Source organism: Aeribacillus sp. FSL K6-2833 (assembly GCF_037965815.1).
Taxonomy (GTDB): domain Bacteria; phylum Bacillota; class Bacilli; order Bacillales; family Aeribacillaceae; genus Aeribacillus; species Aeribacillus composti.
Genome location: NZ_CP150189.1, coordinates 1902025 through 1928471 on the forward strand (window position 1 = coordinate 1902025; position 26447 = coordinate 1928471).

General features: G+C 37.5%; 29 protein-coding genes and 1 pseudogene. 16 read left to right on the forward strand and 14 right to left on the reverse strand.

The genetic code is table 11. The features are described from left to right. Positions 1 to 310 precede the first annotated feature (310 nt). Positions 311 to 1006 (reverse strand): iron-sulfur cluster repair di-iron protein, encoded by a 696-nt coding sequence (gene ric / locus NSQ94_RS09385; RefSeq protein WP_094245864.1) that lies wholly within the window; start codon positions 1004 to 1006, stop codon positions 311 to 313. Between the two features lie 199 nt (positions 1007 to 1205). Here ric and NSQ94_RS09390 point away from each other — a divergent pair, with 199 nt between their 5' ends. Then, positions 1206 to 1949 (forward strand): YwiC-like family protein, encoded by a 744-nt coding sequence (locus tag NSQ94_RS09390; RefSeq protein ID WP_339230725.1) that lies wholly within the window; start codon positions 1206 to 1208, stop codon positions 1947 to 1949. A 191-nt stretch (positions 1950 to 2140) separates the two neighbouring features. On the opposite strand, the gene NSQ94_RS09395 is transcribed toward NSQ94_RS09390, so the two are convergent. After that, the gene (locus NSQ94_RS09395) at positions 2141 to 2353 is read right to left on the reverse strand and encodes a YozQ family protein (protein ID WP_242009325.1); all 213 of its coding nucleotides are present in this window, start codon (positions 2351 to 2353) and stop codon (positions 2141 to 2143) included. A gap of 91 nt (positions 2354 to 2444) precedes the next feature. Beyond that, complete coding sequence (locus NSQ94_RS09400) at positions 2445 to 3137, reverse strand: Crp/Fnr family transcriptional regulator (RefSeq protein WP_130156977.1); 693 nt, start codon at positions 3135 to 3137, stop codon at positions 2445 to 2447. 338 nt (positions 3138 to 3475) lie between these two features. On the opposite strand from NSQ94_RS09400, the gene NSQ94_RS09405 reads away from it, so the two are divergent. Beyond that, positions 3476 to 4588, forward strand: a complete 1113-nt coding sequence (locus NSQ94_RS09405; protein WP_339230649.1) for a TIGR04053 family radical SAM/SPASM domain-containing protein — start codon at positions 3476 to 3478, stop codon at positions 4586 to 4588. A 189-nt stretch (positions 4589 to 4777) separates the two neighbouring features. After that, the gene (locus NSQ94_RS09410) at positions 4778 to 4900 is read left to right on the forward strand and encodes a hypothetical protein (protein ID WP_268753464.1); all 123 of its coding nucleotides are present in this window, start codon (positions 4778 to 4780) and stop codon (positions 4898 to 4900) included. A gap of 459 nt (positions 4901 to 5359) precedes the next feature. Here the strand turns inward: NSQ94_RS09410 and NSQ94_RS09415 are convergent, their stop codons facing one another. From NSQ94_RS09415 to NSQ94_RS09430, 4 genes are read right to left on the reverse strand one after another with little or no spacing between them, the layout of a single operon-like run. Then, positions 5360 to 5662, reverse strand: coding sequence for a metal-sulfur cluster assembly factor (locus NSQ94_RS09415; protein WP_063387670.1), 303 nt, complete (start codon positions 5660 to 5662; stop codon positions 5360 to 5362). Positions 5663 to 5706: 44 nt separating this feature from the next. Next, positions 5707 to 6954, reverse strand: coding sequence for a hypothetical protein (locus tag NSQ94_RS09420; RefSeq protein ID WP_144598045.1), 1248 nt, complete (start codon positions 6952 to 6954; stop codon positions 5707 to 5709). After that, the gene (locus NSQ94_RS09425) at positions 6941 to 7168 is read right to left on the reverse strand and encodes a DUF2249 domain-containing protein (protein ID WP_063387668.1); all 228 of its coding nucleotides are present in this window, start codon (positions 7166 to 7168) and stop codon (positions 6941 to 6943) included. The genes NSQ94_RS09420 and NSQ94_RS09425 overlap by 14 nt, the downstream gene beginning before the upstream one ends. A gap of 4 nt (positions 7169 to 7172) precedes the next feature. Next, positions 7173 to 7406, reverse strand: coding sequence for a DUF2249 domain-containing protein (locus tag NSQ94_RS09430; RefSeq protein ID WP_063387667.1), 234 nt, complete (start codon positions 7404 to 7406; stop codon positions 7173 to 7175). A 1099-nt stretch (positions 7407 to 8505) separates the two neighbouring features. Between NSQ94_RS09430 and moaA the strand changes: the two are divergent. The 10 genes and pseudogenes from moaA to fetB all read left to right on the forward strand — a co-directional run bounded on the left by moaA (position 8506) and on the right by fetB (position 16039). Further along, a pseudogene (gene moaA, locus NSQ94_RS09435) lies at positions 8506 to 9473 on the forward strand (GTP 3',8-cyclase MoaA). Positions 9474 to 9483: 10 nt separating this feature from the next. Next, positions 9484 to 9984 (forward strand): MogA/MoaB family molybdenum cofactor biosynthesis protein, encoded by a 501-nt coding sequence (locus NSQ94_RS09440; protein ID WP_094245859.1) that lies wholly within the window; start codon positions 9484 to 9486, stop codon positions 9982 to 9984. 5 nt (positions 9985 to 9989) lie between these two features. Continuing rightward, on the forward strand, positions 9990 to 10598 hold the full coding sequence (locus NSQ94_RS09445) for a molybdenum cofactor guanylyltransferase (protein WP_063387703.1): 609 nt from the start codon (positions 9990 to 9992) through the stop codon (positions 10596 to 10598). Positions 10599 to 10643: 45 nt separating this feature from the next. Then, positions 10644 to 11909, forward strand: a complete 1266-nt coding sequence (gene glp, locus NSQ94_RS09450) for a gephyrin-like molybdotransferase Glp (protein WP_327874037.1) — start codon at positions 10644 to 10646, stop codon at positions 11907 to 11909. Further along, positions 11906 to 12409 carry a molybdopterin-guanine dinucleotide biosynthesis protein B gene (mobB, locus tag NSQ94_RS09455; RefSeq protein WP_186439295.1) on the forward strand — a complete coding sequence of 168 codons (504 nt, stop codon included), beginning with the start codon at positions 11906 to 11908 and terminating at the stop codon, positions 12407 to 12409. Before glp ends, mobB begins: the two co-directional genes overlap by 4 nt. A 32-nt stretch (positions 12410 to 12441) precedes the next feature. Beyond that, positions 12442 to 12897, forward strand: coding sequence for a molybdenum cofactor biosynthesis protein MoaE (locus NSQ94_RS09460; protein WP_130156967.1), 456 nt, complete (start codon positions 12442 to 12444; stop codon positions 12895 to 12897). Further along, complete coding sequence (gene moaD, locus NSQ94_RS09465; RefSeq protein WP_063387661.1) at positions 12894 to 13127, forward strand: molybdopterin converting factor subunit 1; 234 nt, start codon at positions 12894 to 12896, stop codon at positions 13125 to 13127. Before NSQ94_RS09460 ends, moaD begins: the two co-directional genes overlap by 4 nt. Positions 13128 to 13131: 4 nt before the next feature. Continuing rightward, positions 13132 to 13617: a cyclic pyranopterin monophosphate synthase MoaC gene (moaC, locus tag NSQ94_RS09470; protein ID WP_327874036.1), complete on the forward strand. Its 486-nt coding sequence runs from the start codon at positions 13132 to 13134 to the stop codon at positions 13615 to 13617. A 994-nt stretch (positions 13618 to 14611) separates the two neighbouring features. After that, on the forward strand, positions 14612 to 15220 hold the full coding sequence (locus NSQ94_RS09475; protein WP_144598055.1) for an ATP-binding cassette domain-containing protein: 609 nt from the start codon (positions 14612 to 14614) through the stop codon (positions 15218 to 15220). A gap of 18 nt (positions 15221 to 15238) precedes the next feature. After that, positions 15239 to 16039 carry an iron export ABC transporter permease subunit FetB gene (gene fetB / locus NSQ94_RS09480; protein WP_144598050.1) on the forward strand — a complete coding sequence of 267 codons (801 nt, stop codon included), beginning with the start codon at positions 15239 to 15241 and terminating at the stop codon, positions 16037 to 16039. Between the two features lie 1104 nt (positions 16040 to 17143). Here fetB and NSQ94_RS09485 read toward each other — a convergent pair. The 3 genes from NSQ94_RS09485 to NSQ94_RS09495 all read right to left on the reverse strand — a co-directional run bounded on the left by NSQ94_RS09485 (position 17144) and on the right by NSQ94_RS09495 (position 19060). Further along, complete coding sequence (locus NSQ94_RS09485; RefSeq protein ID WP_261308750.1) at positions 17144 to 17266, reverse strand: hypothetical protein; 123 nt, start codon at positions 17264 to 17266, stop codon at positions 17144 to 17146. Positions 17267 to 17754: 488 nt separating this feature from the next. Beyond that, positions 17755 to 17913: a hypothetical protein gene (locus NSQ94_RS09490; protein WP_165381934.1), complete on the reverse strand. Its 159-nt coding sequence runs from the start codon at positions 17911 to 17913 to the stop codon at positions 17755 to 17757. Continuing rightward, positions 17900 to 19060, reverse strand: a complete 1161-nt coding sequence (locus NSQ94_RS09495) for a DUF4062 domain-containing protein (RefSeq protein ID WP_066248605.1) — start codon at positions 19058 to 19060, stop codon at positions 17900 to 17902. The genes NSQ94_RS09490 and NSQ94_RS09495 overlap by 14 nt, the downstream gene beginning before the upstream one ends. A 348-nt stretch (positions 19061 to 19408) precedes the next feature. On the opposite strand from NSQ94_RS09495, the gene NSQ94_RS09500 reads away from it, so the two are divergent. Continuing rightward, positions 19409 to 21733: a DEAD/DEAH box helicase gene (locus NSQ94_RS09500; RefSeq protein WP_066248608.1), complete on the forward strand. Its 2325-nt coding sequence runs from the start codon at positions 19409 to 19411 to the stop codon at positions 21731 to 21733. A gap of 337 nt (positions 21734 to 22070) precedes the next feature. Here the strand turns inward: NSQ94_RS09500 and NSQ94_RS09505 are convergent, their stop codons facing one another. Continuing rightward, positions 22071 to 22409: a DUF86 domain-containing protein gene (locus NSQ94_RS09505; RefSeq protein ID WP_066248612.1), complete on the reverse strand. Its 339-nt coding sequence runs from the start codon at positions 22407 to 22409 to the stop codon at positions 22071 to 22073. After that, on the reverse strand, positions 22393 to 22668 hold the full coding sequence (locus tag NSQ94_RS09510; RefSeq protein ID WP_066248648.1) for a nucleotidyltransferase family protein: 276 nt from the start codon (positions 22666 to 22668) through the stop codon (positions 22393 to 22395). The genes NSQ94_RS09505 and NSQ94_RS09510 overlap by 17 nt, the downstream gene beginning before the upstream one ends. A 522-nt stretch (positions 22669 to 23190) precedes the next feature. Here NSQ94_RS09510 and NSQ94_RS09515 point away from each other — a divergent pair. Next, on the forward strand, positions 23191 to 24564 hold the full coding sequence (locus NSQ94_RS09515; RefSeq protein ID WP_339230728.1) for an IS1380 family transposase: 1374 nt from the start codon (positions 23191 to 23193) through the stop codon (positions 24562 to 24564). 186 nt (positions 24565 to 24750) lie between these two features. Here NSQ94_RS09515 and NSQ94_RS09520 read toward each other — a convergent pair whose 3' ends face one another. Further along, complete coding sequence (locus NSQ94_RS09520) at positions 24751 to 24852, reverse strand: aminoglycoside 6-adenylyltransferase (protein ID WP_232515539.1); 102 nt, start codon at positions 24850 to 24852, stop codon at positions 24751 to 24753. A 590-nt stretch (positions 24853 to 25442) separates the two neighbouring features. On the opposite strand from NSQ94_RS09520, the gene NSQ94_RS09525 reads away from it, so the two are divergent. Further along, the gene (locus NSQ94_RS09525) at positions 25443 to 25994 is read left to right on the forward strand and encodes a transposase family protein (protein WP_339192831.1); all 552 of its coding nucleotides are present in this window, start codon (positions 25443 to 25445) and stop codon (positions 25992 to 25994) included. Here the strand turns inward: NSQ94_RS09525 and NSQ94_RS09530 are convergent. Further along, positions 25929 to 26420, reverse strand: a complete 492-nt coding sequence (locus tag NSQ94_RS09530) for a GNAT family N-acetyltransferase (RefSeq protein ID WP_066251750.1) — start codon at positions 26418 to 26420, stop codon at positions 25929 to 25931. The genes NSQ94_RS09525 and NSQ94_RS09530 overlap by 66 nt on opposite strands. Positions 26421 to 26447: the final 27 nt, after the last annotated feature.

Sequence of the window (26447 nt, forward strand, 5' to 3'; positions counted from 1 at the left end):
AAGCAGAATTTCAAAACAAGAAAAAGAGCGCTTCCAAAAAAGAAAGAAACCATATCGAAAGCCGCTTATTCAGCAACAGCAGCGAAAATGACGCACACACCGAGGCGCTTTTCGTTTTTAGCTTTCTATTCCCTGAAAAAACTCTATTACGACGGCATGCCATGTAACTTTGCTTGTCAATAGCCTTAAGCTTCGTCCTTGATAAAACGTTTTAAGTTTTAATGGTTAGATCAAGGTCTGAACAGTCCGTTTCCGTGATGTTGAAATGGTGAAGAAAGAGGCGGGGGATCGCCGCCTCTTCCACCCGAAATTATTGAAGAATGCGTGGAAATAATACGTTATTTTCCAAATGAATATGTTCAAATAAGTCTGATTCCAAAGCTTCTAAACGATTGTAAACGAGTTGATATGTTCGGCAAGCCCCGTTCGGAAGGGTATAGTCATTTGTGATCCGCCTAATTTCTTTTATGATATCCCCTGTTTTATCATGTTCATTCGTAAGATCGGCAATCATTTTTTTCATTTTTTGTTCGTTTTCGCTTGTCGGCTGCTTCTCGAACTGGCTAATAAGCGGAAATACTTCAGACTCTTCTTTCCATAAATGTTGTTCTAGTTCCGTTTTTAATTCATTAAACAATTTATGAACCTTTATTAGATGTGGATGATTTCCGCCGTGGACTCGCATAACTTTTGTCACATAGGGACTAAGGTTTGGCAGTTCTTCCAACAAATAACGATGATGTTTATTTATGATATGGTCAATAAGTTCTGAGTATGTTGCTGTCAACCAATTTTTCTCTGTTTTTTCATCAGTTGCAGCATACAGATCCTGCAATTGACTCATTAATTCCTCAATCGCCACTCCCCGTTTATCGGCTGCTTCTTTTAAAGAGCGATCACCGCCGCAACAAAAATCAATTTTATTTTTTTTAAAAACATCGCTCGCTTTCGGAAGCATTGCGACAATTTCTCCAACTGTCGTATTTTCCGTAAATATTGTTTTCATTATTTTGCCCTCCCAATTTCATTGTTAAAAAGATAATACCGCAACTCGTTCTTTTCAATAGTGACAGGTGTCACTTTCCCGTTTAGTGTTGTGGCTATTTTGTGACAAAACGGAGAGGTATGCAACAAATCACAACGTAGCTAGTTTTTTTCACTATAATGGAATTTAGAAGAAATTGTTGATGAAAGGTGGATACATGATGGCAACCGTCAAGAAATTAGTGATTCCAAAACAGCATGGAGCCTGGGCAATGCTTGTTATACCATTTCTATTAGGGGCTTATATAGGAGGGTTCTCTTGGATTCATATTCCATTATTTATCGGCTGGTTATGTTTATATTTAGCAACATATCCGTTACTGATGGCTATGAAAAATAAGCACAAGCCATTTTATATAAAGTGGTTTGCTCTTTATTTTGCCGCTGCTGCCGTTATACTGCTCTTTCCATTAATGTATAGATGGGAAATAATATATTTCGGAATGGCGATGACACCGTTTTTTTTAATAAATATTTATTATGGGAAAAAGAAAAAAGATCGTGCTTTTTTCAATGATCTAGCAGCAATCGCTGTTTTTTGCATTGGAGGTCTTGCCAGTTCTTTTATTGTAAGCGGAGAAATAACAAAAGAAGCCTTCATCACCATAATGCTTTGTTTTTTATTTTTTGTGGGCAGCACTTTTTATGTCAAAACAATGATTCGGGAAAAAAACAATCCGAACTATAAATGGTTGTCATGGGGTTTTCATGTTTTCTTAATGATCGGCTTGGTCGCTACCGAGTATGCCGTTTTTATAATAGCTTATATTCCGAGTGTTATTCGAGCTGTTTATTTTTACGGAAAAAAAATGCCGATTTTAAAAATCGGTTTAATTGAAGTGGGCAATGCCGTATATTTTTGTTTTGCAATGTTTATGATCATCAATTTGTTCATGCTGCCGTAAGCACATTTTCCCTTTGCAGAAGGTTGATTGCCCAATGATCATTCGATTTTTTGGGGGAAGTAATACCGATATATTTTTTTAAACGCTGTCAAGACAAAATTGGCCATGAAATTCCCCCGCAATCATCATGATGATTGCGGGGGGTACAGGCATTTCACTTAAATTTTTAATATCAGGAAAGAAGGGCATTATTATTCTTTTTCAGTCTTCAACGGGATGTTGTTGCCGTCAACATCCTCCATCATCCCATCAATTGTGCCCTCCGTATATGTATCTCTTATTTGTTCCTGCGTTATGGCCAAACCTTGTTTTAGGTCGGATTCGCTGCCGCTCTTAAAAGGTTCATCATATGCTCCGAAGGTTGGGTTATTTTTCATTTTCTTGTCTTGACGTTTTGTGGACATTTCGTTTCCTCCATGAAAATTCGTTTTCCTTTATTATGATTCTTAATCGTTTCAAACATTCATCAAAAAACAGTTTTCTTTTTGGCGGCCGCTACATAAAGATTTCTTTCTCCAATTGTTCAGCATCAACCAAATAATATCCGTCGTCATCAACAAGAATAAGACCCTTCCGCTTCATCTGGTTAAGCGTTCTGCTAACGGTTTCACGGGAAGTTCCGATCATATTTGCCAATTCCCGATTCGTTAAATGGGTTGTCAAACGATAAAGTTTTCCTTGCGGCAGTGCATTCGTTTTTGTAAGCCGCAACAGCAACAATACGATTTGTTCATATGTATTATGAAGAATTTGCTCTTCTAACCGATTTTGCAAATCTATAATTTTTTCACTCATCACACGAAACAATTTGATGGACAATACCGGAAAGAGCATAAGCGTTTCCTCAAAATCTTTGATGGGAATGACAATTAATGTAGATTCTTCCATAACTTCTGCATGAGCAGGGTAAGATCCTTTGCAAAAAAATCCGGTATGTGGAAACATTTCTCCATTCTGCAAGATGGAAACGATTTGTTCTTTTCCATTTCTGTCCGTTTTATATATTTTAATCGTTCCTGAATGGATGAAATATACGTTTTCCAGCATGTCGCCTTGCATGAATACATACGATTTTGGTTGATAGGTACGTACTTGAGAGATAGCAACTATGGAAGTCAATTCTTCATCAGACAGTTCACGGAAAAGGGGAACGCTTCTTAATCTTTCAAACACCCAGCTATTTGTCATGGTATCACACCTTTTTTTCAACTTTGATTTTCGTTTCATATTATAGCGTTTCTTTACAAATGAGTCGTGTGATGTAAATCATAGTTTCTAATAAAAATAAGGTGTCTAACATACTTAAGGTTTGGGGCAGACCACCTCATCCATTTGCGAATTACCGAAGCAATCGCGGGGAAGATCCGCAGCAGCTGAACATTTGTCAAAAGAATGACTTTTTCGTAAAAATCATTTCTTCCCTTTTACCGGAAAGTGTGATGGCTTTCACTTCGAAAATTTCACCTTTTTATATGATGAGAAGAAGCAGAGATATTTTTCATTTTAAAGAAAGGAGTTTGTATGTGATGATGGATTATGACCAAAACCCTTTTATTGTCATTTGGGAGTTGACGAGAGCATGTCAATTAAATTGTTTGCATTGCCGAGCCGAGGCGCAATATCATCGTGATCCCCATGAGTTGACTTTTCAGGAAGGAAAAAAATTAATTGATGATATTTTTGCAATGAACCAGCCGCTATTAGTATTTACCGGCGGTGATCCATTAATGCGGCCGGATTTATTCGCTCTTGCCGAATATGCTATTGAAAAGGGATTGCGTGTTTCAATCACGCCGAGTGCAACTCCAAATGTAACAAAAGAAGTGATGCAGAGGGCAAAAGATATCGGGCTTTCCCGTTGGGCATTTAGTTTGGACGGCCCGAATGCGGAAATTCATGATCATTTTCGCGGCACAAAAGGTTCCTTCGATTTAACGATGCAAGGAATCAAATATTTGCATGAATTTAAGATTCCTGTTCAAATTAATACGGTTGTATCACGCTACAATGTTCATGTTCTTGAAGAAATGGCGGATTTTGTTGAAAAACTTGATTGCGTTCTTTGGAGCGTTTTTTTCCTCGTACCAACTGGAAGAGGAAAACAATCGGATATGATTTCTCCCGCCCAACATGAACAAGTTTTTCGTTGGTTATATGAAAAGAGCAAATGTGTACCATTTGATATTAAAACGACTGCCGGACAACATTACCGTCGTGTCGTCTTGCAAGCCAAAATGCGCGAACAGCAAATAGATGGAAAAGAAATCCATTATGAAGATATTTTGTTTAAAGGGGCTACAGGGGAAGTGGACGGACTCGGCCGTGCTCCGAAGGGAGTAAATGATGGCAACGGTTTTGTGTTTATTTCCCATATTGGCGATGTTTACCCGAGCGGATTGCTTCCGATCAAAGCGGGAAATGTGAGACAAACACCACTGGCCGATATTTACAGAACTTCACCAAAATTTCAAAAATTACGCAATCCAAATCTTTATAAAGGAAAATGCGGTGTTTGCGAATTTCGTTTTGTTTGCGGAGGATCACGCTCAAGAGCGTATGCTGTGACAGGCGACTATTTGGAAAGTGAGCCTTATTGTGTATACATTCCTAAAGCGCTTCGCCAAAAACGGGAAGTTTAAACCGTTGGAAACGCAAGCGGCTTTTCAATTTGATTGAATGGGCAAAAATCAGAAAAACATTTTTGTTGAGGTGAAATTTTAACAATTATTTGGCAATCAATAATTATATGATAAAGTTCACAAACATTCCCCGCCTATTTTTATGGTACAGATGATGGCACCATTCATCTGTTTAGGAGGGGGATTTTGGTGAAACAAAAAGCATTACTGCCAGTCACCACTTTAGCCATGACATTTGCATTTGCCGTATGGCGAATTTTATCTCCGTTAGCAAGTACGTTCCAAGATATTTATAACCTGACAGCAACATAAAAAAGCATCTAAGTTGCCAACCCGTCTTGCAAGGTTCTGTCATGCGAATTCCACTCGGAATTTACTGACCGGTATGGCCGACGGTAAATGTATTCTTTGCTTTTATTGTTTTTAATTGTCCATAGTTGGCGTCAGTTTTGCCAATTCTTACGGAATGACAATATTTTGAGCTTTTTCATTGGAATGGACGAAACGTCATTTGCGATTTCAGTTACATTTTTTTGGTTGACACCTCCGGAAAAACAAGGAACAGCGATTATCCCCTGCAGGAAGAAAGCATTTGTAAAAAGATTTTCCTGGAAGGGGATTTTTTTGGCTGGGAAACGATTAAACGAAAATTTTAAATGTGATGCCGTTTGTTTGGGAGCTGGAAGAAGAGCCAAAAACACCAAAATAATTGGGACTTCTTTCATAAAAAAAGCTGTCCCTTTCAGGAAAGGAACAGTCTTTGAAAAACGTTTAGGAAAGGAACCCTAGCTGCCTTAATGCTTTTTCGCTCATTCTATCAGGGGACCAAGGCGGATTCCAAGTGATTTGGACATTTACGTCTTGAATGCCTTCAATATCACGCAACGCGCGTTTCACACCGCCTGCTATTGAGTCGTGCAACGGACAGCCGGGTGTAGTCAATGTCATTAAAATGAATGCAGTTCCGTCTTTTACTTCAATCTTATAGATCAGTCCTAAATCAACAACATTAATTCCCAATTCAGGATCTAAAACGTTTTGCAGTTTTTCCAAGATCTTTGCTTTTATTTCCATTGTAACATCACCCTTTATATTTCAGTAAATCGTTCCCTCATTTTTTATTTCAGCAATACGGAGCCAATCGTACAGGCAAATAATCCAGAAAACAGCACCATTCCTCCTTGGGCAAGATAAAATAGACCAGTACTTGAAGAGGCAAGAGCAGCGATCATGCCGATAAGACTCGCAACAAATAAACAGCATTCCATCACAATCCATTTTTCATTTATCATTTGTTTCAAAGTCGGCACCGCTTCTTTGCCGATTTTTTTGCTATACCGGTGTGTCCACCATAGAAAAGGAACAATTTTATATAAGTAGCCAATGATGCTTAATACAATCCAGCCGAACAGATAACAGTAGATGATGATGGAAAAGATGCGGGAATGGATTTCACTTTCAAAAGAAAAACCGGCCGCCGCTATATGTAGGATGACTCCAAAAACAATGGCCAAAAGAGCAAACAGAAAAGGTTTATCCAGCTTTTTCTTCATCCTTTTCTTTAAAATGGCAAACATATGGTATGCAAACAACCCATATCCGACAGCCATCAATTGAAGCCCTGCTGATAACAACCGGTCATTTGCCGTTATAAAACTGATGAAAGTTAACACAAGACCGCTTATATAAAAAATGTAGACATATCGGGCCGTGTTCATTGAAAAATGATGCGCCAATGAAAACATCGGAACCATTTTGTAAGAAAATCCGAAGATAAGAAGTGTAAACCAGCCGGAAAATCCCAGCAATATATGTGCTTTGAAAATCAAATCATGATCGATTAATTGTCTGCCGCTCCAAAAATGATAGGCAAGCGTCAATCCGAGCCCGATCGTTAAGAGCAAACAAATGAGGGCAGTACCAACAAATAAAGTGATGACCGTTCTTTTCTTCTGTTTTTTTAATGTCATGAACATCTGCCATAAAAACATTACAATCCCGCAAGTAAGAAGCAAGCCTGAAAATATAGCCATTTGAATATTAAAGGCCAGGCTGATGCTAAAAGATAGTATTCCTAATGACGTGACGACCATTTGGATAAAAGCAAATGATTCATTCCATATCGGGGTTAAAAACACGACTGGAACAAGCTGATACATGGCCCCCATGGCTGTCATTAAAGCAAAGCCAATCACTAATAAATGGACAGCTGACAATACGACAGGAAGGCGCATTTCTCCGGTTGAAAGCTGACGAGTTGACAGAAATAAAAGAATTTGAGAAAGGAAAAACGCCAGCAAGCCAAAAATAATAAACGAAAAAGGGATTCGAATATTCGTTTCATAAGTATGATTAGCCGTCATCATCGTCATCCTTCTTTTCAATCGTTATTTCATAGCTTCCATCACTGCGCTTTTGCGTTTGATAGGTATAACCGAGATCGTCAAGCTGTTCAAATAAAAACATCGGGCGGCGGTCATTAATAATTTTCAACGCTTCTCCTTTTTTTAATTTTGCTAATGCCGTTAAAGTCCGCATCATCGGTTGTGGGGGCTCTAAGCCGCGATTATCCAGTATCATTTTTTCATTCCTCCGTTTTAACAAAGGTAATTTTCCAATGTTTATCCTCTATTTTTTCCGCTTGATAAGAAAACCCTTTTTTCTTCATAATAGGAAAAAGCGGAACAGGTTTAAACGGAGCGTGTAAAATAAATACATCTCCTTGTGCAAGAGGCTGAATGGCCGCCATGATTTTTTGAAACGGCTCTAATTTCTTCTTTAAATCTTCGCGAACATCTAATTCAACAGTTTTTCCCATCCATATTCTCCTTTCCATCTTTTTTATCAATGTTCATCATAGTAAAAACAATTCCCGCAATTTGTGATTTGCTTCACTTCATCGGCATCACTTTTGAAAAGTTTATGAATAATTGATTCGTGATGCCGTATTGGCATATATCCTTCCAATTGAGGGAAGGGAAGATGTTACAACATCATTAGAAAATGTTTCAGTTTTCAATGAAAGATCGGTACCATTTCGCTAAGGATATTGTTTTGCTTGAAATAGAAAGGAGAGTGTGTGTTTTTAAAGCGGAAACAGCTGATGGCATGTAGGGAAATTTATTTCTTTGCTAATATGGTCAGCGGCCATTGTGCGAAAAATACGTCTAACCCGCAAAGCGCTATTGCAAAAAGATCATTCTAACATTGAAAGTATGTCATTGACATCAAAAAGATGGTTGCCTGAAAAGTGTGCTAGAAGAAAAAAGCGGGGCGTAAACCAAGTTAATGCCATTCTCGAAAACGATTGAGAAGTTGTTCATCTATTTAGGTAGCTGGTATTTTTTCATCTTATTGTAAAGTGTAACTTGTGAAATCCCTAATTCTCAGGAAGCTTTGGATTTGTTGCCGGCGGTTTTCTTTAATGATTTTTCTATCAGTTGTTTTTCGATAGTATCTTTTTTTCAATCAACTTTGAGTTTTTTCGAGTCTGGACGGATTCTCGACAGGTGACCCTAAATGGAAAAAGCTAAGAAGATCCTGTTGATGGATGAACGGTTTTCTAATATAATAACCATTCTTTCCATCAAGTCGCCAAGCATTGGTACATTGTCCATAATGAAAACTGCTGATTCTATTATGAAAGCCTCCGTTTGCCGAAATCGTAAAATATTTTTTGTGTATCTATTTTGCTTTCTCAATTCATTATATAGAGCCCCATCATGTTAGCCATAAAAAAATGATAAATTGGCAAAATGTATTCCAAATAGGTTTCTTTTTCAGAAAATTTTTTTTACAATTAATTTAACCTTTTATGATCATTCGAATTTATGTGACAGAGATCTCATTCTATTGTTTATCTTGTCTGTAACATATGAAGAATGAATGTATAAGGAGAGGAAGATGTTGCGAGATCAATGAACCGCCCTTTATTGAATTTGCGCATTTCGGTGACAGACCGATGTAATTTTCGTTGTGTATACTGTATGCTGAAATGGAAGGAAGACAGTATTCTTTTATAAAACGGGAATAACTAATGACGTTTCAAGAAATATATCGTTTGGCCAGCCTCTTTACGTTTAGGCATTCGAAAAATTCGTCTGACCGGAGGGACGAAAGGACATTGATGTACTAATATCGATGTTAAAAAATATTCAAGATCTTCAAGACGTTTCATTGACCATTAACGGATATTTTTAATATCATATGCCAAGCGTTTAAAAAAGCGGGCATGAACCGGATCAATGTCAGTTTAGATGCTTTAAATAACGAAATTTTTTCTAAAATGAACGGAGGTAATGCAAAGTCTGAGGAAATTGTTAGAGGAATTGAAGAAGCGGTTGCACAAGGTCTGGCCGTAAAGGTGAACATGGTTGTAAAAGGAATAAATGAGAGCGAAATTTTACCGATGGCTCGTTTTTTTGAAGAAAAAGGAATGACGATCCGCTTCATCGAATATATGGATGTCGAAACCTTAAACGGTTGGAAAATGGACGAAGTTTTGACGAGCAAAGAAGTTCATGATATGATTCACCAAGAAATACCTCTTAAACCAGTTCAGTCAACGTTTTTGGCGAGGTTCCTAAAAGGTATCGATACCGAGGTACGGATGTGGAAGGCGGTTTTATTTCTTCCTTATCAGGAGCTTTTTGTTATGATTGACGCGAATGCGCCTATCAGCTGACGGTAAAAAGTATACATGCTATTTGCCTCAAACGGCGTTGATTTATTAGTTAAAATGCGAAAGGGAGCAAGCGGTGAAGAAATATTGGATGAGATCACCCGTGTTTGGCAGGCTCGGGACGATCGTTATTCCGAAGAAAGAGGAAGGATCAATGCTCTTTCTGCAAACAGACGTGTGGAAATGTCTTATATTGGCGGGTGAGGTGTGATTGATGAGTGTATCTGAACATCGCAGCAAGGCAAATGACCCTGTTCGCTGCAAAGTGATCACCGTTTCTGATACGAGAACGAAGGATACGGATAAAAGCGGTGCATTAATCATCGAATTATTAACGAGAGAACAAATGGAAATAATAGATTACGAGATTGTGAAAGATGAACGGGAAGCCATTCAATCTGCTGTGAAAGAGGCTTCTGACGAAATTGATGTTTTTTTATTGAACGGCGGGACTGGTTTTACAAAACGGGATGTGACGGTTGAAGCGGTAAAAGAATTGCTTGACAAAGAAATGGTTGGTTTTGGGGAATTGTTTCGTTATTTAAGCTATAAAGAAATTGGAAGCGCATCCATGCTTAGTCGAGCGCTTGCCGGTTCAATTGGACAAAAAGTCATTTTTTGCATGCCGGGATCGACAAATGCGGTTCGTCTTGCCATGGAAAAGCTGATTTTGCCGGAACTTCGCCATCTTGTTTGGGAGATGAATCGTCAGTGAACAAGATGATCGGGATTGTGCTGGCAGGAGGACAGTCGAAACGGTTTGGGCAACCGAAAGCATTTGCGAAAAGAAATGGAAAGGAATTTATTTTATATAGTATCGAAGCGCTGCAATGTATCACAAAAGACGTGGTTGTTGTCATACATCCTGAAATAGATACGAAATGGCTGCAAAGGAACCAGCTGACATATATTCAAGATCTCGAATTGTATCAAGGAAAAGGACCTCTTGCCGGCATTTATTCCGTTATGTCCCAATTCAAATCCGAATGGTATATCGTTTTACCTTGTGATACTCCTTTTATCAATGCGCATTTGTTGAAAAAATTACAATTATACAGAAATGACGGTTGTGAAGCGATTGTTCCTAGTGTTCACGGAAATATTCAGCCATTGATCGCCATGTACCATCATCGAGTGAAGGAAAAAATACGATGGCACCTTGAACAAAATAAGTTAAGCATGAAGCATTTTCTTCCAAGTATTCATACTAGATATGTTGAGATCAATGATGACGATGCTTTCATCAATATTAATACAAAGGATGAATATGACCAGTATATTGTTCATAATAACCTTTTTCCTCAAGCCTCCTTTTCCAAAACAAAATAAATGTTCCTTGGTAGTATCGGGTGGGGGCAAGAAGGGTGGAAAGGAATGGGAGCGTTGCGAAAGCCAATTCAAGTAGAGGAAGCAATCGACCGGGTGTTGGAAAAAAGCTATGAAGGTGAAGTAGAGTATGTATCAATCGAAAACAGCTTTCATCGTGTGCTTGGTCAAGATATAACTGCTACAACGGATGTACCTGGATTTGATCGATCCCCTTATGACGGCTATGCTGTTTGGGCAGCATCGACCGAGGCCGCTTCAGCTTCCAATCCAGCAGTTTTGGAAGTCGTCGGGACTCAAGGAGCAGATTCTGTTTGGAAAGAATCTTTAAAACCTTTTCAAGCCGTTAAAATCATGACTGGCGCTGCCATTCCAGAAGGTGCAAATGCCGTCATCATGAAGGAATTAACACAGGAATTCAGAAAAGACGGAAAAACATATGTGCAAATAAAAAGAAAAGTTGAGGCAGGAGAAAACATCTCCCGCATCGGAGAAGATATGAAAAAGGGCAGTTTGCTTATCGAAAAAGGAACCGTGATCACTCCGGGAATATCCGCTGTTCTGGCAACGTTCGGGTATCATTACGTTCCGGTTATGAAGAGCCCAAAGGTTGTCGTCATAGCAACCGGGAGCGAATTGCTTGAAGTGTATAAACCGCTGGAAAAAGGAAAAATTCACAACAGCAATACTTATATGCTGCAGGCACAAATTTTCAGAGCTCACGGTGAACCGATTTTATACGGAATTGTGAAAGACACATTTCAAAATGTATTTCAAGCTGTTACAAAAGCAATGCAAATGGCCGACATTATCATCACAACAGGCGGAGTGTCAGTGGGCGATTTTGATTATATCCCAAAGGTGTACGAGCATCTTCAAGCCCAAGTTTTATTCAATAAAATCGGCATGCGTCCAGGGAGTGTTACCTCTGCAGCAGTTGTCGGCAACAAAATTTTGTTCGGCCTCTCAGGCAACCCTTCCGCTTGTTATGTCGGTTTTGAGCTGTTTGTCCGTCCGTATATAAGGGCGATGCTCGGACAAAAAAATTGTTATTTAAAACGAGCCCGGGCGATTTTAACGAAAGATTTTTTAAAGCCGAATCCGTTCACGCGCTTTGTGAGAGCAAAACTGTCCTATCATGATGGAAAGCTAGTAGCTGATCCGATTGGAAGGGACAAATCAAATATTGTTTCATCCTTAATTCATACTAATAGTTTAATTGTTTTGCCTGGCGGAAGCAGAGGATTTCAAGCAGGCAGTGAAGTTAACGTGCTGTTAATCGAAGATGAAGAAGGAGCCTCCAGTTGGCTATGATGATTTTACAAGTGGTAGGGCATCAAAACAGCGGAAAAACTACGCTAATTGAAAAATGCATCAAAGAGCTGACCAATCATGGGATAAAAGTCGGTACTTTTAAACATCACGGTCATGGTGGAAAACCGGATGTTCCAAAAAAAGATACGTATCGGCATTGGGAAGCTGGTGCTGTTGTTTCAGCGGTTCTAGGGGAAGAAACTTTGCTGTTGCAAGCTGAAATAAAAGCGAATGAACATTTTTCGAACATTATGGAACTTTACCGGCATTTTTCAATTGATGTATTGATTATCGAAGGATTGAAAAAAGCTCCATACCCGAAAATTGTCTGTATCCGTGATGAGAAAGATCTTCATCTGCTTGATTTATCAAATGTGATCGCATCGATTAGCTCGATCCCTTTGAAAGAAAAACATTCATTTTTTATTAAAGATGAAGATTTGTATATCAGCTGGATCGTGAACTATGTAAAGGAGAAGCTGTTGGAAATGAGACAATAATGCCATTTTATATTATATTTGGAGGGATAATTATGTTTCAAATTGTGAAAGAACCGATAGATGTTTCACGTGTCATCGAAGCTGTTGTGGATCGAAATGCCGGAGCTATCGTTACATTTATCGGAACTGTAAGGGAATTGACAAAAGGAAAAAAAACATTGTATTTAGAATATGAAGCATATGAATCGATGGCTCAAAAAAAACTGGAACAAATCGGAGCTGAAATTAAACAGCAGTTTCCGAATGCTAAGGTTGCCATTGTCCATCGTATCGGACGATTAGAAATTACGGATGCCGCGGTCGTCATCGCCGTATCTACTCCTCACCGCGCTGATGCTTATGAAGCAAACCGTTATGCAATCGAGCGGATTAAAGAAATGGTACCGATATGGAAGAAAGAGCATTGGGAGGATGGCTCATTGTGGATCGGCAATCAGCAAGAAACGATTTCTTATGAAAAAGGCATTCCAAAGGAGATGAAGTCATGATCCGAATTTTATTTTTCGCCCAACTAAAAGAGCAGCTGAATAAAAAGGAGATGACATTGCCATATCAAGAAATAACTGTTAAACAACTCCGCGAACGGTTGGAAAAAGAATATTCACTGCCCGCCCTATCCTCCGTCCTTTTTGCCATCAATGAAGAATTTGCTGCAGAAGATGACATCATTCGGGATGGGGATGTTGTCGCCCTTATTCCGCCGATGAGTGGAGGTTAAAAACATGAAGAAGCTGACTCACTTAAATGAGCAAGGAAGGGCAAAAATGGTAGATATTTCAGAGAAACAGGAAACAGTCCGTACTGCACATGCCATCTCAAGTATTCTTGTTTCAAAAGAAGTGTATGAAAAAATCACAAGCTCACAGGTCAAAAAAGGAGATGTTCTGTCAGTAGCGCAAGTAGCTGGAATTTTGGCCGCCAAACGCACGGCTGACATCATTCCAATGTGCCATCCGATTGCTTTAAAAGCGGTGGATATTCAATTTGAATGGAAATGCGACGAAAACAAATATGAATTAATGATCCATTCATTTGTGAAAACAAAAGGAAGCACAGGGGTTGAAATGGAAGCATTAACTGCTGCGAGCGTCTGCGCCTTAACCGTGTATGATATGTGCAAAGCAATCGATAAAGGAATGGTCATTGGCCAAACATATTTAATGGAGAAAACAGGCGGCAAAAGCGGTGACTTCCGCCGTGAACTATAACTTTTATAGGTAATTGATCATTATAGAAAAGAATTTTTAGCTGCAGAAAGAAACTAGTTACCATGAAACCAATCAACTTACTCTGTCTTTAAATAAAAGGACGCCAAGCTGAAAACTACAAGGAAAGAGACACTTTTGAAAAAAGCATGATCATATCAAATGTTTCGCAATCCGGGCTCTTGGAACTGGAAAAATTTCTAAGGAGCCCTGTACATATTTTTCATTCGGCATATAAGAGCTTCTTCATTATCGATGAAGGGCTGCTTAAGCGTTGTGGACAACGAGCTTGTCGGGGTGTTCTCGTACCGTCCTATAACCGCCTCGTTGCCGTCTGTTTTGATTTATGTCATTCTTTCTGAACGATTCAATCAGCTCTATTTCACAAGTTATTCTATTGTTTTAAGGAAAAAATTTTATCATATCGAGTTGAATGCTTTTGCATCCCGTTTTGCAAAAAAGGCCAGGGGCTTATGAAGTGTCTAGAGCCCCAAAATTGTTGGATTGCTGAGGCAGATGGATAAAACGAAAGGTTAAGGACAAATTTTTTTAAGCTCCTCTGATCATTTCTCCAAAGCAGGGAAGAAAACTGCTTCAAGACGCAAAATGTCGATCTTCATTAAGCCCTCATGATCAAAAGGCGTTTTCCTTTCAATAACATTGATTTTCCGCTTCGCAAAAAATTTTACAAAATGCTCCAAATACGTTAAAATTTCATTCAAAAAGCTTTTTTTATTTAAAACAAGAGGTATAAAATTCAAATTTTTTATCTTTTTTCCATTCCTTTGAGTAACTGTAAGCTTCCATTTCTTTTGTTCCGACATTAAATGAAATAAAAAATTTTCAGTGGTTTGCTGCACGAAATAAAATAAATAAGAGTGCCAAGCTTTTTATAAAGAGAGAAGTGTTTAATAAGTATAATGGTTTGAATCATTTGCAACTTTATTCATAATCAAAACAGGGGATTTCGCTTTTTATGAAGAAAGGGCTGTTTTACATGTTTCACATCAAAAATTTACGTTACAAAGATATTCTATACATTGACGAGTTGAAAATTGAAGAAAAACAAGTAACGTGCATCATTGGCCAAAGCGGGGGAGGAAAGACAACACTTTTAAAAATGCTCAATCACATGCTGTCGCCAGATCAAGGAGAAATTGTTTATAAAGGCCGGTCATTGTTTGAATGGAATCCAATCGCTTTAAGACGGGAAGTTGTGATGCTTTCACAGCAGCCAGTAATGTTTGAAGGAAATATTCGAGAGAATTTGAATTTCGGCAGAATTTTATCTGAAAAAGAGCCTCTTGACGATGAAAAGTTGAAAGAAGCACTAAAATTTGTGTGCTTGCAAAAAAAATTAGAGGATGACGTAGAACAATTGTCCGGTGGAGAAAAACAAAGACTTGCACTAGCCAGAATTTTTCTAATGGATCCAGAAGTTTTTTTATTAGACGAGCCAACCTCTGCGCTAGATAAAGGAACTGAAGAGAAAATCATGGATGCATTCATTCGTGATGCTAGGAAAAAAGAAAAAACGGTTATTATGGTAACACACTCAGATACAATACCAAAAACATATGCAGATAAAGTTATTACGATAAAATAAACCAACAGGTGATAATCAATGAAGCAAGAAGTTATCAACATCGAATTTTGGAGGCTCTCGGCAGCATATTTATTTGTTCTTATTTTAATATTGCTTGTAAAAAAACGAGAAATTAAACGTGAAAAATTAATTGTCCTTTCAACTGCCAGGATGACGATTCAACTTGTGCTAGTCGGATACATATTGATGTATATTTTTAAAAATCCTTCACCTTGGATTGTCTTATTGGTGCTTTGTTTCATGGAATCGTTTGCCGTTTATAATATATTTAAACAGCTTCATAAGCCTTTATCGAAAAAATTGAAGCTGGTCATTGTGCTGTCAATGGTTATCGGCTCTCTCGTCAGCCTGTTGTATTTTAATCTAATCGTCATTCATTTTAAGCCTTGGTATGAACCTCAATACTTTATCCCGATTGCCGGAATGTTTATTGGAAATTCAATGATCGGTATAACGCTAGGCATGAAAGAAATGATCGAAAATTTTGCTACCCAAAAGAATCTGATTGAAGGGGCGCTCATGTTAGGTGCTAAACCCGATGCAGCAACAAAACCAATCGTAAACTCTGCATTTGATTCAGCTATTTTGCCGACTATCAATAACATGGTCGGTATGGGGATAGTGTTTTTGCCGGGAATGATGACAGGTCAAATCCTCGCAGGTACAAGCCCTTTAGTTGCAATCGAATATCAAATTGTGATTTTGATCGGCATTGCCGGAAGTGTAGGGATTTCATCTTTTTTATCACTGCAATTCGGCTACAAAACATTTTTTAATGATCGCTTCCAATTTATACCACAAAATGAAAAAGAGAAGTAAAAGAACGGCAAAGAGCGGCAATAATTCATTGATTTTGTCGCTCAAATCATGAGGATGAGGGTATGAGTGGAGTTTTTTTAAAACATAAATATATTATGTAAACTTAGAAGGAGATGAATGAACGGACTTCGGGATATAGAACAAACAAAAATGAAGCGTTAATAAAAATAAATAAATCATAATCCAAAATTAATCATGGAATTAATTTAAACACGCAGCAAATCATAACGAATTTTAAAGATCAATTTTTAAAGATCAATTAATTAAATTGCAATGTAAATTTACAATTTAAAAAGAAATTCATTAAATGCAATTAAAATACAATTTGTTTCATTTTTTTATTTCGTCTCATCACAACAAGTAATCTCTTTAGTGAAACAAGATCCATTTATAACTTCCTATAATATATATTATGTAAACTAAAATCTAAAAAATATAAAGCAGCTATTGACTACTTAACTGCCCTTTCGTTAATTTTATAAAATTCTTCGTTAAATGATTTGTCACGTTTTAACAACCATGTATAATACGTTCCTAATGTAATTCAAGCAGTTTCACATGCTCGATGAATGCAATAATTTTTTTTCGATATTCATCGATAAAAGCTTTTTTTCTTTCTGCAACAGCTTGTTTTATTCTTTTTCATTTCGCATTTTGCAATATTTCTGTATCCAAATTTTGATCCGGAAACACTTCAAATTTGCGTTTTAAGTACAATCCTTTGTCATGATAAATCCAGTCGTAAAATTCCTTAATGGTTTTACGACCGCTCATATATAAACGAATATGATTTTCTTTTTTACTTAGTTAACTTCAAATCCACGTGGTTTTAAATGATTCTCCAATGCAGTTACAATAACTTTTCTATAAATCTCTATCACCAATCAAAATTCATATCCGGATTCAGTTGCAACAAGCATTTCAAAGGAAGTTGATGTATACACAATATTTATTTAATTATCTGGTTAAGAAAGTGAACATCGTTAAAAAGCAGTTAATTTAACAAACCGATCGACTTGATTTTCTTAGATTTCATGCATTAATATTCAACCCGCAAATTAAAACACCGCGTTTTCCTGTAAGAAAATCCGATTAGATGAATTATTATTCTAAATCATCGTAATCATGAGGAGTACTTACAGCTAATTTATAACGATAATTTAAATTTCGTGGTTCTTTTTGATACAGTTCTTCATATAAGCGCAATGCTTCCACGTACTTTTTCATGGCTAAGAAAATTCTTACTTTTTTACTGCTGTTGCAAAGCTTTCATGGTGTGTATCCTTAATGGTTACTCCTTCAAATTCGAGAATTTCTTCAGGGGGTTCATTTGTGTCGTGAATTTATGAAGTTAGAATCTATTTGATTAATGCAATATTGTTGTCTTAACCTTTTTTTCTTTTATTCGCAGGATGGTTGAGGTTCTTAACGAAAATTCCTTTCTGCATCTGCTTAGATAATTTATCTAACTTCTCCAACTTTTCGAATACAGACATGTCCCCTCCAATTGCTTTTCCAAACAACTCTTTTATGATATCCGTTTGGGCATTCTTTTCATAAAGTTCTGCTGACCTTCTTCTTGAATACTTTGGTGATAGATGGGCTTCTACTGCTATCTTGAAAATATTGAAATTGTAGAACGTGCAAACTTGAAACATTCGAAGAAATGGATTTTACTCCTTCTATCAGTAGAGCATTTTTTACATCATGAGCGTTTATTTTGAATGACGAAATGAACTTTTTATTTGGGAAAGTTTATTTTGTAAGTTTGCGTGATCACGTTTCATTTGACTAAGACGATTCGTTACAACTTTTTTTCCATATCCATGTGGTGCGGAGGCGATTAATATTACATTTTCTTTATAATTGTTCATTTGAGAGACCTCCTAACAGCATTTTGATAAAGTAACAATAAGAATATCCTTTTGATTCAAGTATAGCATTAAATATATTCTCTTGGTAAGCCTTCAGTTTATAATAATCCCACTCTCCTAGCAGCGGCAGATGAAAGCAAAATACGTAAGTCTTTACCTTAAACAAGAAATAACATATTCTTTTTTCCAGTGAATAGTATAGCTTTTCATCATGATTATGATCATTATATGTTTGCACAACATAAGAAGAGGTATCATCTAATGAAAAGTTCTCAGGAGTTGTTAATCCATCAAATTCTTTGCAAATCATCTGGTTATCTCTTTTTTCGTAAAGAGTTACGGCTTTACAGTCCATTAATGCTCCTATAGCTTCTTGTTGGTACTTTGTATTTGTAGAGTAAATATTGCAGCCGACCATCTTAGATCGTAAAAGTGCCAATAGCCTTCTCCAATTTGTAATTTGTCCATTCTGCAATAAACTTATGAATTCAAGTGATAGTTCATAAAAATCCCCGTATAATTCTACATGTTCTAAGCTCTTCTCGATTTCTGAACGAATATTTAAGTATTGAAGGCTTTCTTTGAAAAGAGCTGAAAGATAGCTTTTTATGTTTGAAAGAATTTCAACACCTAATGAACATTTTTCGAAATATATGCCTTTTTGTTCTGCATCATAAAGAAAGTACCATACGTAATTTTCGGCAACATGAGGCTGCTCTTTAATGTTTTCGCTTATAAATTTCAACATTGAATCCGGTTCTTTACCGTATTCGCTTAAATACTGTACTAATGATTGTTTTATTTGAGGTCTGATCGTCTGAAAATAGGTATCAAGAACTATATCGTGAACATACACGATAAGACGTTTATTTTCGTGATATGCACGTAAAAATTCAAGGTGAGTAACAGTTTTCCCTTCATCCTCTAAGAATGTTCCTGCTTTATCCGCGATAAATAGTAGAAAGATATCACTTCTTGATACGTATTCCAAACAAGTTCGGATGGCATCTTGGTGAATATATCGCATACTATCTTCAAAACGAATAGGTTCATGCCCCATATTTTTTAATTCCTCAAATACAGCGTTTCGTATAGAGGAAAGAGCATCTTGTGCAACAGAACTTATAAAAATAGTAGTTCTATCCATATTACAAAACCACCTTACTTTTTAAACAACCTCCCGTGAATCTATTTGATTAATAGAACATTGTTGTCTTAACCTTTTTTCTTTTATTCGCAGGATGGTTGATGTTCTTAACAAAGATTCCTTTCTGCATTTAGCTTAAATTTAATTTAAAAACGTTCATTAGAGATTAAATTCGACAAAAACTGCTAAATTCCTTCGCTTCCAATGATAAGTCTTTCTTCCTTACAGTGGTTTAAATGAATTAAGTAGTTTAATTAAATACTAGCATGAAGAGTTGCTTAATTTACACATCTAACTCAATACTTTACAATATCATTACAGTTAAATAAATGTTTTAGAGGTAAAGTCATGGATATCCGGATTCAGTTGCAACAAGCACTTGCAGAATGCAAACGTTTAAGAAAAGAAAACGAATATTTAAAACACATCCTTTCAACGATGATGCAAAAGAAAGAAAAAAGTAATTCTGTAACTACGGCTAGTTCTATAGTCAACAACCAATCGTCCCCTGAAGAAAAAATACGATTATTCAAGCGGCTTTTTCGAGGACGAACAGATGTATATGCGGTTCGCTGGGAGTCAAAAAACGGCCGTGCGGGATATACACCTGCTTGTTCCTATGAGTGGCAACCACCTCTTTGTCGAAAACCGGAGATCAAATGCAGTGAGTGTCCGCATCGAACATTGCTACCGCTAAATGATCAAGTACTTTACGATCATTTAAGTGGGAAGCATACTGTTGGAATTTATCCGATGCAAAAAGATGAAACGTGTTTCTTTTTGGCGATTGATTTTGACAAAAAGAATTGGCAAGAGGATGTGTTGGCGTTTGTTCGTGTATGTAAAGAGTTTTCCGTACCGTATAGCATTGAACGCTCAAGATCTGGGAATGGTGCACACGTATGGATTTTCTTCTCCGAAGCGATTCCTGCTTCATTAGCTCGCAAAATGGGAATGACATTGCTCACTAAAACAATGGAAAAACGATATGAAATAGGTTTAGACTCCTATGATCGATTATTCCCGAATCAAGATACGCTTCCAAAAGGCGGATTCGGAAATTTAATCGCATTGCCGCTTCAGCGAAAGCCAAGGATAAACGGCAATAGTGTATTTGTCGATGAATCCTTTACTCCTTATCCAGACCAATGGCTGTATCTATCTTCTGTTCAAACGATGACAAAAAAAGAAGTACAAGATGTGGTACAGCTTTACGAAAATAAATCTATTACTGTAAACGAAGTTTATCCAGAGAAAATTACTATTGAATTAAAGAATGGTCTATACATTCCAAATGATAGAGTCCCCTCTTCTCTTTTAACTAAGTTGACGAAACTAGCAACATTAGCGAATCCTGAATTTTATAAAGCTCAGAAAAATCGCATGTCTACATACGGAATACCACGAGTGATTAATTGCTCTTGGGATGAGGAAGGATATTTAGTCTTACCGCGCGGCTGTTTGGAGGAGGTTATTAACCTTTTATCGTCATTATCCATTCAAACTGAAATCATTGATGATCAATTCGATGGACAGACGATTGAGGTGGAATTTCAAGGTGAGTTAACTTCTCAGCAACACGATGCCATATTGCAATTATTGAAACACAATACAGGTGTTCTTTCAGCAACCACTGGTTTTGGTAAAACAGTTATAGCGGCCGCTCTTATTGCGGAACGAAAAGTTAATACGCTAGTCATTGTTCATCGGACACAGTTGATGCAACAGTGGTTGGAGCAATTATCAACGTTTCTTAATATTTCATCAAAAGAAATCGGACAAATTGTCGGCGGAAAAAACAAAATAACAGGAAAAATTGATATAGCAACCATTCAAAGCTTAAATTACAAGGGTCAGTTGAAGTCATTTATTACTCAATATGGCCAAATCATTGTCGATGAATGCCATCATATTTCTGCCTTTAGCTTTGAACAAGTGTTAAAACAAGTTCGCTCCAAGTATGTGTATGGTCTAACGGCTACACCGATTCGTAAAGATGGTTTACACCCTGTTATTCACATGCAATGTGGTCCTATTCGTTATAAAATTGACGGGAAAACCCAAGCAAAAGTAAGGCCATTTGTTCATCGTTTAATTCCAAGGTACACGAACTTTACGTCCTCACACAACGATATTCAGCAACTTTATAAAGAAACAGCACTCAATGAACAGCGAAATCAGCAATTATTTGATGATGTGTTGTCTGCGCTTGAAGAAGGCCGTTGTCCGCTAATCTTAACAGAACGAATTGAACATGTTGAAATTTTAAAGCAATTATTTAAAGGATTTGCTAAAAATATTATTGTACTCTCCGGGAATATGACGAAAAAAGAACGGATGGAACAATTGCATCGACTTTCTTCCATTCCTGATGACATGGAAAGATTAGTGATTGCAACAGGAAAATATATCGGTGAAGGATTTGACGATGCGAGGTTAGATACTCTATTTTTAGCCATGCCGATTTCATGGAAAGGCACCCTGCAACAATATGTTGGACGCTTGCATCGAATTCATGCGAATAAACAAGAAGTACGTGTATATGACTACGTGGATAAAAACATCCCGATGATGCAAAAGATGTTTGAAAAAAGATTGGCGGGATACCGCGCCATGGGCTATGTGTTAGATGAAAAAAACAGTTTGTATGAGGAACAGATGAAGTTGTTTTAATTCATTATCAAGGACAAATATAGAGAGTGGGCATAATGTTTCACTTTGTTTTTGTTTACATATCGACTGTTTGACAAAATTAAATACCATGAGTAACAAACCCCGCCTCTTAATAACTCGTACCAAGGCGGGGATATTTTGTCTATATGGGGATTTTTTATGGGATTAGAAGAAACTCCAAATGTTAAAGCCCCAACTACATTCGATGAATAACTAGAGATTTTACGACAACGCCGGTTGAAAATACGAATGTAGCAAGGGCGATTTTGACGAGAGTAAATTATTATCGATTATCATCCTCTACGTTCTATGTTAACTTGAAAAAATTTGGTCTTTATTAAAAATCACTTAGTAATTGTTCAACATGTTGTTTTAACTTAGGAATCTTATTCTGAACAACATCCCAGACAATTCGATAATTAATGGAGAAATAGCCGTGAATCATCATATCTCTCATGCCAGCCATCTTTCTCCATTCGATATGCGGGTGTGCTTGTCGGATTTCGTCTGGAATGTTTTTCGTTGCTTCACCAATCACTAATATATTTTTAATTACCGCGTCCGACACTAAGTCATTGTTTAGAAAATCATCATAAGATAAGCCCTTGGTGTATTTTTCAACTTTTTCTGCAGCCGCAAGAATATCTTGTAAAAAGACTTTAGGCTCTCTCCGCATACTTAGCACTCCTTAAAATACTCGACTTTAATGATGGCTTGATATCATCTAAAATGACTAAATCTACCGGCTTTTGAAAATGATCTTCCAGATTGAATTTTAACTCCATATAATTATCGAATGTCATGGCATGATCCATAAATTCTACTAACACATCAATGTCACTGGACTCCTTTTGTTCTCCCCGGCTATACGAACCAAACAAACCTATCCGTTTTACACCATATTTTTCCTTCCATATATCTAAGTTTCTGGACATTTCGTTAAGTATTTCTTGCTGTGATAACAAATTTATCACCACCGTTTTCTTAATACTCTATATCCTCATTATAGCATCCCTCATTTTAATTATTCTTCATCAAATTGTTAACTGCTACTTTTTTGCTATTTCTTTAGGATAGCTTTTTGTAGGCTTTATGAATACTTAAAACAAGTTCTCTCAGCTATGATGCAAAAGAAAGAAAATAATCAGTCTGTCACTTCGACTAGCTCGATAGTTACTAACCAATCGTCCCCTGAAGAAAAAATACGCTTGTTCAAGCGGCTTTTTCGAGGACGAACAGATTGTATATGCGGTTCGCTGGGAGTCAAAAAACGGCCGCGCGGGATATACTCCTGCTTGTTCTTTGTCGATTAGAGAATCTCTCAATAATTTGACAATCAAAACAGGGAATCTTTTTTTACTCCTGAATCCGTGACAAAACATCTTTACAATGGTCGCAAACCGTTGATACGATAAGGGAAAACGACGTTGACGATTCTTCATCAAGTAGGTGATGTGATGAAAGATTTCCCGATTCGGTTTGTATTGACAGATGAAGCGATTACCCCAAGTGCTGGGCTTGCTCTCGTTGGCTACTTACTCCATCGAACGAAACTGGATAAACGGGTAAACGCACTTCGGCTTCCAACGGTTCGTCGAGAAGTGCACATTTCCCATAGCGATGTCATTCGCTCGATGATTGGCTTGCTTGCCACAGGAAAAACGGATTTCGATCATATCGAAGCGTATCGTCAGGACGATATCTTTTCGGCATCGATGGGGATTCAGCACGTGCCTTCCTCTCCAACCTTGCGACAACGACTCGATCAGCTCGCTTGTCTTCCGATGACCGAAACGATTCTTTGGGAGGAGTCCATACGTCTGTTGATTCAACGACATGCCACTTTGTCCCCTTGTTGGACCAAAGGAAAGACGACATGGCTTCCCCTTGATATAGATGGTTCCCCATTTGACAACTCCGATACGAAAAAAGAAGGAGTCAGTCGAACGTATAAAGGATTTGACGGTTTTACACCGTTGTTTGCGTATGCAGGGAAGGAAGGGTATCTCGTTCATGCCGAGTTGCGTCCAGGGAAACAACATGTGCAAAACAACATGCCCTCGTTTTTAGTCACCGCTATCCGTCGAGCTCGTCAACTGACTTCATCTCGTCTGCTTGTTCGCATGGATGCAGGAAACGATGCAGAAGCGAATGGGCACGTATGCCTAAAGGAAGACGTGGACTTTGTCATCAAGCGAAACTTACGCCGAGAATCGACAGCGCTTTGGTTCCAGATCGCTTCGCAAAAGGGCAAACGTGTCGATGATGGACAAAGCGAAGGAGTACAAACCTATGAGCTATGCCTTCCACAGAAGGCAGCGATCGATGGAAACACGTATACGTACGTTCAAGTCACCCAAGTGACGGAACGGACGATGGAACGCAATGGACAGCTGATGCTCGTTCCTGATTATGAAGTGGAAAGCTATTGGGTGCGGCTCAAAGGATACGAGCATGTTCGAATGAGCGATGTGCTCGCGTTGTATCATGACCATGCGACATGCGAACAGTTTCATAGCGAACTGAAGAGCGACTTAGATTTAGAGCGGCTTCCATCTGGGAAGATGAAAACGAATGCGCTCGTGTTGGTCATGGGAGCCTTCGTTTACAATCTTCTTCGTCTGATTGGACAAGATCTATTAAGCGATCCGAGACATCCGTTGCACCACAAAGTGAAACGCCGCCGCATCAAGACGATTATTCAGACGGTGATCACGATGGCAGGGCGACTCGTCCGTCGATCACGACAGATCTGGATGAAACTGACGCGAAGGAGTGGCTATAGCGAGCCCCTACTGAACGTCTATCAGAAATGGAGAGAGGCAAGATAACGAACGAATGTTCGGGCACTGATGTCCAACGTCACTCCCTGTGCTTTTTTGTCTATTTTTTTGGTTCGTATACCTAAAAAAGAGATTTGTTCCATTTTCGGAAATAGAGATGACATAGGTCATAAGCATAAAAAGGGTTTTATGGATTATCAATCCATCAAAATTACAACAAAATCAAAGTCGATTTCAATTCATCACGGATTCAGGTAAGAATAATGAATTCCAGATATTATCATAATTAGCATCTGTATATGTCTTCTCAAAGTCATTCCAAATTTCAGGCTCCAAGAACTTTTTTAAGCGTCTTCCTTTCTAAAAAGAACTATTTTCCACACCGATAATTTCTACAAATTAAAATCAAATCCTTTTTCAACTAACTGAAGTTTGCCATCACTTATGACACGGTTCTCCGTATTTCATTTCGTTATGTTGGATAAGAACACTAAATATCAAATTTACGGTTACAGAGCCATTTCACAATTTCAGGATCATTCCCCGTTCAGTCAATAAAGTAAATTTAAATCGATATGTTTATTTTTGTTTTATGCATTACATATCGGACACTTAAAATACCAATTTCCTAATGACACATGGAAATTACTTTCTCATAACTATGCTTAATAAGTCGATGGTTAATGTTATTATGACTAAAACTTTTTACCCAAAATATTTCCAATAAGATACTATTTAGTTTGGTACTACTAGATTTATATAAATTTATATAAAATCAATAAACTATAGGAATAAACGTTCATTTCACTACATATATTATGTTGATTCATCACCACATTTTGTGATTTAACCCAAAAAATAAGGAAAACACTCACGAATTCCTGGCAATAATGTTAGCGTGACTTAACATAACAGGAGGTTCTAAAGTGTTTTCCGTATCACTAGATTTGCCAGAATTTGAAGTTGTTAAACAAGTGTTTCTTGAAGATTGCAATTTGTTACATGTTGAGAAAAATACTACAGAAGAACGCTGTTCTTACTGCGGTTTTTTTTCTAGTCATGTCCATGACTGGCGGACAAGAAAGGTTCGTGACTTGTCCGTATTAGGTAAGCCCCTTTTCTTATTTGTCAGAGTGTATAGATACCGTTGTCACAACTGTAATGAGGTATTTTCACAAACATTTGAATCTATCAGTCCTAATAAGCATCAGACCAATCGGTACAGAGAATATCTGTACGAAATGTGCATTGGCTCTACTATCCAAGAAGTGAGTCGAAAGGAAAAAATACCTTATACAACTGTTGAAAGAATATTTTATTCCGTTGCTAAAGAAAAAGAGAAGGAGCATTTAGAAACTCTTGAAAGTGTTTTAGAAAACTATGAAATGTTTATCATTTTTTTAAAGCAACGATTAATCTATACCCACAATTTTGCTGCGGCGTTCAAGGAATACAACATCACGCCATACGCCATTTAACTTTCCTAAACGTTGTCGTATACCAACTTCACGAAATCCAACACTTTGATGTAAACGTAAGCTTGGTATGTTTTCAGGGAAAATCCCTGCATTTAATGTCCAAAATCCTTTTGCTTCCGATTCTTTGATCATGGCTTGTAGAAGTTGTTTTCCAACACCATTTCCTCGGCTCACATCTCGAACATACACACTCACCTCTCCTACTCCTGCATATACGCAGCGATCTGATACTTTACTGATCTTACACCAGCCTTGAATACCTTTTTCATCTTCAGCAACCAGACACAAGTTTTCCGCAATTGTCGACTCCCATTTTTCGAATGATGGCACTGTCGTTTCAAACGTTGCTTGTCCTGTCGCAATTCCTTGCTCGTAAATTTCCTTCACTTGCAGCCAATCCTCTTTGTAAAAGCTGCGAATGTTCATATTTAATCTCTCCTTATTTTTTATATA

Bases quoted from the DNA above. Each gene is read 5' to 3' on its own strand.
- moaC (WP_327874036.1), top strand. From the start codon at position 13,132: ATGAAGAAGCTGACTCACTTAAATGAGCAAGGAAGGGCAAAAATGGTA.
- NSQ94_RS09500 (WP_066248608.1), top strand. From the start codon at position 19,409: ATGGATATCCGGATTCAGTTGCAACAAGCACTTGCAGAATGCAAACGT.
- NSQ94_RS09530 (WP_066251750.1), bottom strand. From the start codon at position 26,420: ATGAACATTCGCAGCTTTTACAAAGAGGATTGGCTGCAAGTGAAGGAA.
- NSQ94_RS09415 (WP_063387670.1), bottom strand. From the start codon at position 5,662: ATGGAAATAAAAGCAAAGATCTTGGAAAAACTGCAAAACGTTTTAGAT.
- mobB (WP_186439295.1), top strand. From the start codon at position 11,906: ATGATGATTTTACAAGTGGTAGGGCATCAAAACAGCGGAAAAACTACG.
- NSQ94_RS09445 (WP_063387703.1), top strand. From the start codon at position 9,990: ATGATCGGGATTGTGCTGGCAGGAGGACAGTCGAAACGGTTTGGGCAA.
- moaD (WP_063387661.1), top strand. From the start codon at position 12,894: ATGATCCGAATTTTATTTTTCGCCCAACTAAAAGAGCAGCTGAATAAA.
- NSQ94_RS09430 (WP_063387667.1), bottom strand. From the start codon at position 7,406: ATGGGAAAAACTGTTGAATTAGATGTTCGCGAAGATTTAAAGAAGAAA.
- NSQ94_RS09490 (WP_165381934.1), bottom strand. From the start codon at position 17,913: ATGAACAATTATAAAGAAAATGTAATATTAATCGCCTCCGCACCACAT.
- ric (WP_094245864.1), bottom strand. From the start codon at position 1,006: ATGAAAACAATATTTACGGAAAATACGACAGTTGGAGAAATTGTCGCA.
- NSQ94_RS09425 (WP_063387668.1), bottom strand. From the start codon at position 7,168: ATGATACTGGATAATCGCGGCTTAGAGCCCCCACAACCGATGATGCGG.
- NSQ94_RS09510 (WP_066248648.1), bottom strand. From the start codon at position 22,668: ATGTCCAGAAACTTAGATATATGGAAGGAAAAATATGGTGTAAAACGG.
- NSQ94_RS09405 (WP_339230649.1), top strand. From the start codon at position 3,476: ATGATGGATTATGACCAAAACCCTTTTATTGTCATTTGGGAGTTGACG.
- NSQ94_RS09460 (WP_130156967.1), top strand. From the start codon at position 12,442: ATGTTTCAAATTGTGAAAGAACCGATAGATGTTTCACGTGTCATCGAA.
- NSQ94_RS09505 (WP_066248612.1), bottom strand. From the start codon at position 22,409: ATGCGGAGAGAGCCTAAAGTCTTTTTACAAGATATTCTTGCGGCTGCA.
- NSQ94_RS09420 (WP_144598045.1), bottom strand. From the start codon at position 6,954: ATGATGACGGCTAATCATACTTATGAAACGAATATTCGAATCCCTTTT.
- fetB (WP_144598050.1), top strand. From the start codon at position 15,239: ATGAAGCAAGAAGTTATCAACATCGAATTTTGGAGGCTCTCGGCAGCA.
- NSQ94_RS09485 (WP_261308750.1), bottom strand. From the start codon at position 17,266: ATGAAAAAGTACGTGGAAGCATTGCGCTTATATGAAGAACTGTATCAA.
- NSQ94_RS09515 (WP_339230728.1), top strand. From the start codon at position 23,191: ATGAAAGATTTCCCGATTCGGTTTGTATTGACAGATGAAGCGATTACC.
- NSQ94_RS09475 (WP_144598055.1), top strand. From the start codon at position 14,612: ATGTTTCACATCAAAAATTTACGTTACAAAGATATTCTATACATTGAC.
- NSQ94_RS09440 (WP_094245859.1), top strand. From the start codon at position 9,484: ATGAGTGTATCTGAACATCGCAGCAAGGCAAATGACCCTGTTCGCTGC.
- NSQ94_RS09495 (WP_066248605.1), bottom strand. From the start codon at position 19,060: ATGGATAGAACTACTATTTTTATAAGTTCTGTTGCACAAGATGCTCTT.
- NSQ94_RS09390 (WP_339230725.1), top strand. From the start codon at position 1,206: ATGGCAACCGTCAAGAAATTAGTGATTCCAAAACAGCATGGAGCCTGG.
- NSQ94_RS09400 (WP_130156977.1), bottom strand. From the start codon at position 3,137: ATGACAAATAGCTGGGTGTTTGAAAGATTAAGAAGCGTTCCCCTTTTC.
- NSQ94_RS09395 (WP_242009325.1), bottom strand. From the start codon at position 2,353: ATGTCCACAAAACGTCAAGACAAGAAAATGAAAAATAACCCAACCTTC.
- glp (WP_327874037.1), top strand. From the start codon at position 10,644: ATGGGAGCGTTGCGAAAGCCAATTCAAGTAGAGGAAGCAATCGACCGG.